The organism is Amphritea pacifica (genome assembly GCF_016924145.1).
Classification (GTDB): domain Bacteria; phylum Pseudomonadota; class Gammaproteobacteria; order Pseudomonadales; family Balneatricaceae; genus Amphritea; species Amphritea pacifica.
In genome coordinates this window covers 1-680 of the sequence record NZ_JAFFZO010000093.1, presented here as the reverse complement: position 1 = coordinate 680, position 680 = coordinate 1, and the positions used below count along the sequence as shown (strand labels likewise).

The following is a 680-nucleotide window of genomic DNA, read 5'->3' as shown; positions in this document are numbered from 1 at the left end:
TCCGGGTGGCCAGTCACTGTACCGAAGCTGATGTGACTGAGCAGCACATCGGTCTGGCCGCCAAGCTGGAGATGGATACCGTCGGTTTCCTGATGATGGCACACATGGCCAGCCCGGAGAAGATTCTCGAGCAGGCGAAACTGATGGTTGCCTACGGCGCCAACTGCATCTACTGCACCGACTCCGCCGGTTACATGCTACCGGATGAGGTGACCGAGAAGATCGGTCTGTTGCGGGCTGAACTGGACTCCTCCATTGAGGTGGGTTTCCACGGCCATCACAACATGGGGATGGCCGTGGCCAACTCCCTGGCGGCGATTGATGCCGGTGCCGGGCGTATCGATGGTTCGGTGGCGGGCCTGGGTGCCGGTGCCGGTAATACCCCACTGGAGGTGCTGGTCGCCACCCTGGTGCGGATGGAAGCGGTGCACGGTATCGATCTGTACAAGATTATGGATGTGGCGGAAGACCTGATCGTACCGATGATGGATCAGCCGATCCGGGTGGATCGCGACGCGCTGACACTGGGCTTTGCGGGGGTCTACTCCTCGTTCCTGCTGTTTGCCAAACGGGCGGAAGCGAAGTATGGCATTCAGGCACGGGACATTCTGGTCGAGCTGGGTCGTCGCGGCACCGTTGGCGGGCAGGAAGATATGATTGAAGACCTGGCACTGACCATG

General features: G+C 60.4%; 1 protein-coding gene. It reads left to right on the top strand.

Translation table 11 applies throughout. The features are described 5' to 3' along the window. Positions 1-5: 5 nt before the first annotated feature. A partial coding sequence (gene dmpG / locus JW499_RS21555) for a 4-hydroxy-2-oxovalerate aldolase (protein ID WP_332874446.1) occupies positions 6-680 on the top strand: 675 nt, incomplete at its 3' end.